At 63.7% G+C, this 5,492-nt stretch carries 6 protein-coding genes and 1 pseudogene; 2 read left to right on the top strand and 5 right to left on the bottom strand.

Features of this window, described 5'->3' with window-relative positions; genetic code table 11:
- Positions 1–1,137 precede the first annotated feature (1,137 nt).
- On the top strand, positions 1,138–1,587 hold the full coding sequence (locus tag ACTWQA_RS58430; RefSeq protein WP_443167399.1) for a hypothetical protein: 450 nt from the start codon (positions 1,138–1,140) through the stop codon (positions 1,585–1,587).
- Here the strand turns inward: ACTWQA_RS58430 and ACTWQA_RS58425 are convergent.
- Positions 1,542–2,060 (bottom strand): SDR family oxidoreductase, encoded by a 519-nt coding sequence (locus ACTWQA_RS58425; protein ID WP_443167398.1) that lies wholly within the window; start codon positions 2,058–2,060, stop codon positions 1,542–1,544. The two genes, ACTWQA_RS58430 and ACTWQA_RS58425, sit on opposite strands and share 46 nt — an antisense overlap.
- On the opposite strand from ACTWQA_RS58425, the gene ACTWQA_RS58420 reads away from it, so the two are divergent.
- Positions 2,014–2,586: a CAP domain-containing protein gene (locus ACTWQA_RS58420; RefSeq protein WP_443167397.1), complete on the top strand. Its 573-nt coding sequence runs from the start codon at positions 2,014–2,016 to the stop codon at positions 2,584–2,586. The genes ACTWQA_RS58425 and ACTWQA_RS58420 overlap by 47 nt on opposite strands.
- A 937-nt stretch (positions 2,587–3,523) precedes the next feature.
- Here ACTWQA_RS58420 and ACTWQA_RS58415 read toward each other — a convergent pair.
- The 4 genes and pseudogenes from ACTWQA_RS58415 to ACTWQA_RS58400 all read right to left on the bottom strand — a co-directional run.
- A pseudogene (locus ACTWQA_RS58415) lies at positions 3,524–3,802 on the bottom strand (transposase); the annotation flags it as partial.
- A 415-nt stretch (positions 3,803–4,217) separates the two neighbouring features.
- Positions 4,218–4,445 carry an SIMPL domain-containing protein gene (locus ACTWQA_RS58410; protein WP_443167396.1) on the bottom strand — a complete coding sequence of 76 codons (228 nt, stop codon included), beginning with the start codon at positions 4,443–4,445 and terminating at the stop codon, positions 4,218–4,220.
- A gap of 251 nt (positions 4,446–4,696) precedes the next feature.
- On the bottom strand, positions 4,697–4,942 hold the full coding sequence (locus tag ACTWQA_RS58405) for a hypothetical protein (RefSeq protein WP_214644046.1): 246 nt from the start codon (positions 4,940–4,942) through the stop codon (positions 4,697–4,699).
- Positions 4,943–5,275 carry a DUF6247 family protein gene (locus ACTWQA_RS58400; protein WP_397235358.1) on the bottom strand — a complete coding sequence of 111 codons (333 nt, stop codon included), beginning with the start codon at positions 5,273–5,275 and terminating at the stop codon, positions 4,943–4,945. It abuts the gene before it with no gap.
- Positions 5,276–5,492: the final 217 nt, after the last annotated feature.

The following is a 5,492-nucleotide window of genomic DNA, read 5'->3' as shown; positions in this document are numbered from 1 at the left end:
CGGAAGCTCCTGGTTGCGACGGTGTGGGTTGTGGTGATCAACCCGTCTACCAGGAGCTTCTTCATGTCACCGGCTGAACACCGGCATCGCGATCATGCTGTGACCAGGGCACCCGTCGGGGAGGTTGGAAAAGGTTCATTGCACGCGGCTTCTGGTCGATCATCCGTGCCTCAAACCCTGCAGTCAGCTAACGCTAATCGGAGGGTGATCCGGTAGCCCGTCGCCGTGCTCGCATGATCCCCGCGCCTCGGCGTATGCCACAAAACCAAAGACGGCGAGTGCCAGTACGCGCTGAACCCCCCAAGATATGTCGAATGCCCAATGAAGCCCCATTGGGCCAAGCATCACCGACCAGACCTGTCCGGCGAACAGTGAGAGGCCGACGATAAACAAGACGTAGTTCAGCCAGGCAGGGCTGGAAAGCATGAGTTGGTCGTCACCCCACCTGCGTGGAATCGACCGAATGAATCCGATCTTCGATCGCTGAGACTCCGGTGTCTTTTCACGCACATAGGAAGTGTGACATCTCCGCCGAGAGTGAGGTAGAGCCGGTTTTGTCGGCAGCGCAGTCCGAAGCGGCGGAGCCTACCGGCCCAGGCATCCGCACCCGGCGGTGCGCTACGCGCGGCATCGTAACGATCGATCGGCTAGCCTCGCAGACAGGCCCGTGGTGCCAGTCTCCGTACTGCGCCTCGATCGCGAAGCCGGCCTCACACAGGAACGCGACCATCGTCGGCGCATCGAGACATCGCAGACTCATACGATCGACGCGCAGGACGGTGCCGTCCTGATCGTTTCTGTGAACGGCTCCCGTCTACGCCGCCACACTAGGCGCCCCGCTCCCCATGCCCTCCAGACGCGCCGCCGCCGCAGGACGTCCCGTCTCCCGCGCCAAGGCGCTCCACTACGGCCTCCGTCTGAACAACCCAGCTGGCGCACAGGCCTGGCCATGGACGACCAGCCTCCGGAACAATCACCGATCGGTCTTGGTGACAAAAGGGCTTTGGGTGCCGAAATCGGGCGGACAGACTCCGGAAAGCTCCCGGAAAGATCTCTTCCTGCGGGCGACCATCCCGCTGTGTACCCTTTGCGGCGTTCACATCCGGTCGTTCAGACCCGCAAGAATTGAGGCCCCCCATGAAGAAGTCCCTCAAATTCGCCGGCACGCTCGGCGCAGCCCTCGCGCTGACGGGCGCCCTGCAGTCCCCGGCCGCCGCCGCCTCGTGGACCTCGACCCAGCCGACCTGGGGCACCGCCAAGTGTTCGAGCGGGGCCAACCTGACCGACTCCAACCACAGGATCTTCACCTGCATCATGTACGGCGGCGGCAAGGTGCAGGCCTACGCCATGGTCATGAACAGCAGCAGCGGTGACCGCTACCTTCCGAAAACCGAAACGGTGCTAAATTTTGGGGGAGTTGGGATCAACCCCAGCACATGCGCGGCCTCCGGAATGCCCAAGCAGAGCACGCGGTGGTGCCTCGCCGTAAAGATGGACGGCCCTTCCGGCGGCTGCTCCAACCTTAATGCCCATTCGCGCTACTACTGGTACGCCGACAAGACCCAGAACTCGCCGGTCTGCGGCTGACGTTCAGGAACGCTCGAGGCCACGGCACTCCTGGACAGAGGGGCGCCACGGCGCTTGGTGAAGGCCCGCACGAGGGCGACATGTCGATCAATGCTGGTCGGGGTCACCCCTGGCCTCGTCAATTGCCGTCCGGCTGGGCGAGCAGCCCTTACGGCCGGCGTGAGCCCATCACCTCCATCCCCGTTGAACCCGAGGTGGTGGTGGAGGTGCGGCCGACGTCTCGATGGAGCACTCTCGGTCGGCCCCGGGCTCAGCCCGTTGACCCGGATGCCCCGGTCCTTCAGCTCATAGGTCAGCCCGCGGGAAAAGGACAGCAGGCCTGCCTTGGCGGCACCGTAGACCGCCGAGACATAAAATGACAAATCGATATGGGTCGCGCCAGAATGCGGAGCCGTCCAGCGTCTACCGCAACTGGAGGACTTTCCTATGCGCCGACCCCTTGGGTTACTCGCCGCAGCCGCTGCCCTGGCCACGATCGCCGCGCCCGTGAGCACGGCGCAGGCTGTCACAGCGTCCCCGGCGTCCCCGGCTTCCGGTGTCGGCCGGTCCGGCTCGCTCAGCCTGTTCGGGTCGGCCACCACGGGGTCCGTATCCGGCGCCGCCAGAGTGGGAACGGCGCGGGAGAACATGGTCGTGCGGCTGGTCAATGCCCGGCGGGCGAAGAAGGGATGCCGGGCGCTCAAGCACCATCCGCAACTCCACCGGGCCGCCCGCGGGCACTCGGCCGACATGGCGGAGTACACCTACTTCTCGCACACCTCCCGCGACGGCCGATCCTTCACGGACCGCATCAAGGAGGCCGGCTTTACCGGCGGCACCAGCCTGGCGGAGAACATCGCCAAGGGCCAGCGCACCCCGGCCGCGGTCGTGCAGTCCCGGATGGGCTACTCCGGAACCAAGGCCACCATCATGAACTGCAAGTTCACCTTCATCGGGGTCGGCGCGGTCGAGGACTCCGATGACGCGATCTACTGGACCCAGGTCTTCGCCGCCAAGTGACCCGCTTCGTGGTGAGCCGCTACGAAGACCTTGGCGACGAGGTCGTCATGGGCGGCGCCCACCCCGGCTACTGGCGTGATGCGATCGACCCGCCCGCACCCCCAGTGGCCGGCCCATCCGCATCGGCCGAGCGTGTCGACCGGCGAAGAAATGCTTGTCCCGGTATGACATTGGGCTCGTGAGACAGCGTGCGCAGTGGGGCGCCGGGCCGCGCAAGAAAGACCCGCTCCTGGAAGTGCGCAGAGTGTTCGTGCATTCCTCGGCCCGCGCCTAGGGCCGCCGTCATTTCCCGGCCAAGAAGTCCGCGCCGTCATCACCTGGTGCGCAGGACCGGCGGGATCTAGCGCCCGTATACCGGCCGTATTCCGTGAATATACCGAGGTCCTATACAGTTCGGTCGGCGCAAAACTCGAAAAACGCCTGGAAGGAAGGGAATTGCAATGACCAGTAAGCGGAAGAGGATCGCACGCGTCGTGTCCGTTCTCGGCGTTTCGGCGGGCATCGTTGTCGGTGGCTCCGGACCCGCGTTGGCCATACCCTCCGACGTCGCGGTGGTCCGGATTCTGAGCCAAACTGAAGTCGGTGCTAGTACCGGATTCTATGAAAGCTTCAACACATTTGCGTACCGACACCCGGCAGTCGTGCGGGTGGTGGGCTACTTCAGAAGCCACACTTCGACGAGGGTAACGCTTACCAAGATCAAAGTGTGCTACACGAATGCCGCCGACAGGAGTGTGCTGATCGCCCCGGCCATCACGAACAGCAGCGGCACTTTCCACAAGGATTGGATAACCAACAGTTACGCGCCTCGACAGTGTCGTGAATACCCCTACACTCGGACCCTGTCTAGGCAGTCCGATGGGAACATGATGCAGGTACTTTTGCGGATCGTATGCAGGGACCAGTCGAGGGCGTCAACGTGGACCGGATTCAACCGCTAAGCGGCATTCCAGAAATTCCGCTTGTAACCAGCAGGCAGCCAGGCGCGACCCAGATGCGCTCCACCGAGTGGTCGTGCGGGCTGTAGCGCGCTCCAAACAGCACCCCATGGTGGGTGCTCGGCCAGGTAGGCGGTGACGGTTTTGGCGTGATGGATATTGTCGTTGTCACAGATCACCACGATCGCCGGAGCGTCCGGGACGGCCAGGCGGATCTGCTCCAGCAGCGCGATGAAGTCGGCGGCGCAGCGGCGGCCCAGCCGATACGTCCACCGGCCGACTGGCGGACGGTCCGAACGTGCGCATACCCCCACCGGCGCAGGGGCGCCGACCGGCAGGAGGGGCAGTCCAGCCGACCGGCGGCCAGCGCGGCACGCGCGGCCTCGGCGTCCAGAACCACGATCACAGCGGCGGGTCGTCCTCATCCGATCAGACTCGGCCGGGCGACAGGCGGAAGCGGTGTTGCGGTCGGCCCGACCCTGCCCACCGCTCATGATTGCCTGGCCGGAACGAGCAAGACCGACAGCATGTCCATGACTTCGAGCACTCACAGGGCCCCCTACCAGGTCGTACGCCCCTCATACTCACCACTCTGTCGCGACACCATGTCCACGAACTCTTCAGACATCCGACGGGCGATGCTCACGCCCGAACGACGAGAGAGGGCTCTCACGGGCTCAGGAGCAGTGACGTCTAACAGCGCCGGGAGGCGGATACCGCTCCATCGGGGATGTCGTGACGGCGCAACACGCTTCGCAGATCGGCCACATTGGCTTGGCCAGCCTCGAAAACTTCCTTTGGAGAAGGCTTGATCCGTTCCACAGCCAGTCGAACACGCACCAGGTCAGGCGCCGCCTTGACACTGGCGGCTCCGTAGGCGCTCACGCCCCACGGGGCTTGGATTTGTGTGTCTCGCAGCATAGAAATCTCCAAGGGTAAGCGGCATCGAGCTCATCATGCCGCAGGACGCGCACCAGGATGATCAATGCTGGCAATCTCAGCATCTCCGCGGCTCCGAGATATTGAACCCGGGCTGTCAGCTTGGGAACTCTTTCAAGGCCATGGCCTCTGAGCAGGGAAAACGTTGATCTGGGCATCTGCGGGTGGAGTGACCATGAGTTCCCGTGACTCCCCCTGATCGCTCCGCGAACGGGCACGCGACGGGCGCGAACCTATGGCCATTCGATGCGAACAAGATAGACCTCGCGCTGCCGGTCCAGGACCACATAGGTGGCGAGACCACGTTCTCCGAACGGATGCGTAAGCATGTTCGCCCTGGGGTTCTTGGAGTTGTACGGAGCTCCACTCCAAGGAGCGGTCTCTAGCAGCGCGAACAGATCCGCGAGCGGATGCAGTGCGTGATCGGGTAGCGCGGCGATCTGTTCCTCGGCTACGGGATCGATGATGAGCTTGAACACCTAGACATCGATCCCACGAGCAGCAAGGATCTCCCGCCATGGCCTCCCCTGAGGAACGGGTTCGCCGGCAAGAGCCTGCTGGGCGCGGACGTGCATCTGACGGCGCCCCTCGGGATCCTTTGCGGTGTCACACGCGGAGATCCACCAGCGGTGCACGAAAGCGTTCAGCGCTCCAAGATCCAGGCTCACCCTGACCTCGTCGAGCACGGCCTTTAGCCCGGCATCGAAAGCTTCGCGATCTTCCGGGACGACCAGCGCGGCACGAATGGCCCGCAGGTTCTTCTCAGGCAGAGGCGCACCGACGGAGATGAAGTCCTGCGGTTGTGCGGTCATGCCCGCTCCCTTCCTTATCCTCTAGAGACTACAGAGGAGGGGTGACATCCTTCACGCACACACGAGAGTTGGGCCTGCCACAGTATGAGAGGAGCAATGATCGAAACCTGTGGATCTGACGGGAAGGGTGTACCTTCCCGAATCATCTGATCATGGTTTCGAGATAGGCCGACGCGCCAACGTCGGTCGGGAAGGCACACCCGTGCCGCTTACCGTA

It is taken from the genome of Nonomuraea sp. 10N515B, from assembly GCF_052245915.1.
Lineage (GTDB): Bacteria > Actinomycetota > Actinomycetes > Streptosporangiales > Streptosporangiaceae > Nonomuraea.
The sequence above is the reverse complement of the archived record's forward strand: the minus strand, read 5'-3'. Positions and strand labels throughout refer to the sequence as shown.

Excerpts from the sequence above, each read along its gene's own strand:
- ACTWQA_RS58430 (WP_443167399.1), top strand. The coding sequence starts at position 1,138 with ATGAAGAAGTCCCTCAAATTCGCCGGCACGCTCGGCGCAGCCCTCGCG.
- ACTWQA_RS58420 (WP_443167397.1), top strand. The coding sequence starts at position 2,014 with ATGCGCCGACCCCTTGGGTTACTCGCCGCAGCCGCTGCCCTGGCCACG.
- ACTWQA_RS58410 (WP_443167396.1), bottom strand. The coding sequence starts at position 4,445 with ATGCTGCGAGACACACAAATCCAAGCCCCGTGGGGCGTGAGCGCCTAC.
- ACTWQA_RS58400 (WP_397235358.1), bottom strand. The coding sequence starts at position 5,275 with ATGACCGCACAACCGCAGGACTTCATCTCCGTCGGTGCGCCTCTGCCT.